This is a genomic window from Oryzibacillus soli (assembly GCF_051594765.1).
Taxonomy (GTDB): domain Bacteria; phylum Bacillota; class Bacilli; order Paenibacillales; family NBRC-103111; genus Paenibacillus_AR.
Window position 1 is genome coordinate 1 of record NZ_JBPPGJ010000045.1, and the last position, 4,063, is coordinate 4,063.

Here is a 4,063-nt window from a genome sequence, read left to right on the forward strand (position 1 = left end):
CCAAGGTATTTATCCTTATAAAACACATCTAAAACAGCCTCGATATACTCCGAGTTTTCATTATATTCATTACTGCTTTCCATCCAATGACTTATAGTTATTGAAAGTCTGCTATGTTTTAAATCAATTAATTCTCTTTGATAATCTATAAAATATTCACTAAACTCTTTTGGTTCTTCAACTATATAATTATTGAAACTAATCCAAAAATAGTTGATAACAACGGTTTTTATATCATTGTCTTTAGACCAATTTTTCAGTTGATCTAGTACTAATAGGTTCATATTTCACCTTCTCTTTGCCATATTTCGCCTAACGTTGTTGTATCTACGAACCCTCACCACCTTAAGGAAGCCGATCCAAAAGCGCAGCTGGATCCCCGACCGGCCGCGCGCGGTTAGGTGGTGCAGGGTTGTCTGCTGAATCTTCTTCCCCGAAATGCCTCTTGCAGACCGAGGGCCGCCAGGCCCGACGCGTAGATACGGTGTTATGTGATGGCACCGACTTCTAGATTTACCTTCAGCCCTCATGACCTTCAAATTCTCTTTATCTTTAATGTCCCTTGATCTTCAATGTCCCTTGATCTTCAATGTCCCTTGACCTTCAATGTCCCTTGATCCTCTACGTCCCTTGATCTTCTACGTCCCTTGACCTTCAATGTCCCTTGACCTTCAATGTCCCTTGACCTTCAATGTCCCTTGACCTTCAATGTCCCTTGACCTTCAATGTCCTTTGACCTTCAATGTCCCTTGACCTTCAATGTCCCTTGACCTTCGGTGCTTTCACATAACGTTGTTGTATTCACGAACCCTCACTGGCTTAAGGGGCGCTAGCCCCGGGTCCGACGGACTTAGCCAGTGCAGGGTTGTCTGCTGATTCCACTTCCTCGAAATGCCTCTGCAGACCAAGGGCCGTAAGGCCCGCCGCGTGAATACGGTGTTATCTGATGCCAACGCCTTCTTCGAATCCTCTTAAAGATGTTCCTAATTCTTTCATAGCAATTAAATACGAATTTTCCCTACCATCATCATCCATGTATTTCCCAATATCATATGTATTTAATTCAATAATTCCCTTAAACAAATCTGGCGCTTTTTCATTCCATATAATCTTGTCAGGTATATAAGGAAATGTAGTATTGGGGTTTTCTGTATGTATAAATAAGGCATCGCAAGTGGGGGAATGCAGGTCTATATGAATCCATGTTTGAAATGGTTTTGTATTATTCAATTCTGAGGACTTAATTTTATTTAATATCATTACATAGTATTTTAAGTGGTTTCTTCGATGCTTATTACTTAATTCGCTATATCCCCAACCATCCAAATGCCAATGCCAGAAATTGTACCAATCTGAAAGTTCAAAATCTGGTTTAAAGCAATCTATTTTTCGTTCAATGTTCTTGTAATGTCTTTTGCTTTTTCTTTTTAGTTTCATAAATTCTCCTATTAGCGTTGGTTTCAGATAACGTTGTTGTATTCACGAACCCTCACTGGCTTAAGGGGCGCCAGCCCCGGGTCCGACGGACTTAGCCAGTGCAGGGTTGTCTGCTGATTACGCTTCCTCGAAATCCCTCTTACAGACCAAGGGCTACCTCCTCGAATCTGCTTCCCTGCTTGCCCGCAGCGTGAATACGGTGTTATATGTTGTTGCCCTCTTCCTCGAATCGGCCCAAGAAATCGTCTTTCTATGTCTTTACCCATCACTTCTAGGTTTTCAATACGTTTTTCATAAGGGCTTTAAGGGGTTCATCCGATTTCCTCGAAGGGGTTCACCAGGGGGGCGGGAAGGCTGGGTTTCGTCGATTGGTACAAGGGCAAGTCCCTTTAACCAATCGGCTTTTCCAGTCCTTTCCGCCTTTTCAATGTCTTTATCGGATGAATCCCTTCCATGCCCTTCACAAGTATTGAACATCTAGATGGGTAAAGACTTATGACGATTTCGTTCAGGAATCGCTTTGATCTTGAAACCCCAATCGCTCTTAAGTATCAAGGTTCCGCCGAACAAGCTGCTTGCTCGCAGTCCAACTCCAGGCGGGTTCTTGATTCTGTTGGGGGTTCAAGATCTTGATTCCTGATGGGCTTCCTTCTTTAGCTTTAGGGCAATTACATATAACGTTGTTGTATTCACGAACCCGAGAACCTTAAGGAAGCACAGAGCCAAGCGCAGCTGGCTCCCGACCGGCCGCGACGCGGTTAGGTTCGCAGAGGTTGTCTGCTGAGTCCACTTCCCCGAAATGCCTCTTGCAGACCAAGGGCCGTCAGGCCCGCCGCGTGAATACGGTGTTATGTGCTGTACCCGCCTTCTTCGATTTACATTCACATATATTTATCTAATTCTTTTATTTGATTCAACATTGTTGGTTCTCCTATAAAGGGGAAGTTCCCACTAAAATACCACGAAGTCAAATAATGTAGTAATTCGTATGCTTCTATGTAGTATTCTCGTTTCATTTTATTTATTGATCTAAAGTTCTCATGACTTGACCAATCTGGTATAAAAATCGAAATGTAATAAATGCCCGCAGCAAACTTCCTATCTAATATTTTGTTTTCACTTGTTGAAATACAATAATCATTTAGTAATTTAAGTAAATTAACAAACTTATTATGATTCCATTCAAGTTTTATTCTAAAATCAATTAAAAATGAATCATCTTTTGCTGTTAGTTCATCATATAACGCTTTCATTATTAGACCACCTCGACGTGTAAGCGAATAATTCTTATGCTTTTTGTTTTAATCAATTGTACTTAAATTATCTTTGCGGGTATTGCACATAACGTTGTTGTATTCACGAACCCGAGAGGCTTAAGGCGCGCTAGCGCCGGGTGGCTCCGCCACTTAGCCTCGCAGGGTTGTCTGCTGATTCCGCTTCCTCGAAATGCCCCTTGCAGACCAAGGGCCGTTAGGCCCGCCGCGTGAATACGGTGTTATATGCTGTCGGGGCCTTCCTGAATATGCTAGATCTCACTGGTCTTAAACCGCTCTTGATCTTAAACCGCCCTTAACCTTAAATGGCTCTTGACCTTAATCGCTCTTGACCTTAAATCGCTCTTGACCTTCAATCTCTCTTGACCTTAAATCGCTCTTGACCCTAAATCGCTCTTGACCTTCAATCTCTCTTGCTCTTAAATCGCTCTTGACCTTTAATCTCTCTTGCTCTTAAATCGCTCTTGCTCTTAAAAAGTTTATTACTGGCCTCTGCCCCGATTGCATATAACGTTCTTGTATTCACGAACCCTCACTGGCTTAAGGGGCGCTAGCCCCGGGTCCGACGGACTTAGCCAGTGCAGGGTTGTCTGCTGATTCCGCCTCCTCGAAAAGCATCTGGCAGACCAAGGGCCGCCAGGCCCACCGCGTGAATACGGTGTTATATGCTGTCGGGGACTTCTTTGACTCAGCTTTCAATGATCTCTCATTTCTCTAGTTATATATTCTTGTCACATCATCTTTGGGTTTTCTTTATATATTGTTTTTTCAGATGTTCTTACTCAATTTCATATACTGTTACAAACGCATCTTCATTAAACCCAAATCGTCTCCTCTTTATTACATATTCCTTATCAAAAATCACGATGTTATCACCTGGATCAAGTGTGGGTAAGGCCCTCTCAGTCTCTTGTTCAAAAATTAAGTTTCCCCCTTCAAAAAATCTTGTAATAAAGCACTGTATGGGTTTAAATTGTGGTTCATATTTTTGTATATTCATTTGATCTTCTCCATCAAGAAATATTGTTTTGGTTGTTTCGATATTCAGGTCATTAATATAAATATACCACTACCAACATAAAATGGTAATGGTACAAATTCGATCTATATTCATCTTCCCCCGATTGCATATAACGTTGTTGTATTCACGAACCCGAGAACCTTAAGGGAAGCATGGTCCACCGGCGCAGCTGGATTCCGACCGGCCGCGAAGCGGTTAGGTTCGCAGAGGTTGTCTGCTGACTTCACTTCCCCGAAAAGCCTCTGCAGACCAAGGGCCGTTAGGCCCGCCGCGTGAATACGGTGTTATATGCTGTCGGGGCCTTCCTGAATATGCTAGATTCCACTGGCCT

General features: G+C 42.6%; 4 protein-coding genes. All 4 read right to left on the reverse strand.

Annotated features, from left to right (window positions below):
* The coding region (locus ACSEXW_RS27855) for a hypothetical protein (protein WP_438449452.1) at window positions 1-284 on the reverse strand (284 nt) is incomplete at its 3' end.
* 655 nt (window positions 285-939) lie between these two features.
* Window positions 940-1,437, reverse strand: a complete 498-nt coding sequence (locus tag ACSEXW_RS27860) for a hypothetical protein (protein ID WP_438449453.1) — start codon at window positions 1,435-1,437, stop codon at window positions 940-942.
* An 881-nt stretch (window positions 1,438-2,318) separates the two neighbouring features.
* Entirely contained in the window at window positions 2,319-2,690 is a 372-nt protein-coding gene (locus ACSEXW_RS27865; RefSeq protein ID WP_438449454.1) for a hypothetical protein, read from the reverse strand.
* A 799-nt stretch (window positions 2,691-3,489) separates the two neighbouring features.
* A complete protein-coding gene (locus tag ACSEXW_RS27870) occupies window positions 3,490-3,711 on the reverse strand; it encodes a hypothetical protein (RefSeq protein ID WP_438449455.1) in 222 nt (73 codons plus the stop codon).
* Window positions 3,712-4,063: the final 352 nt, after the last annotated feature.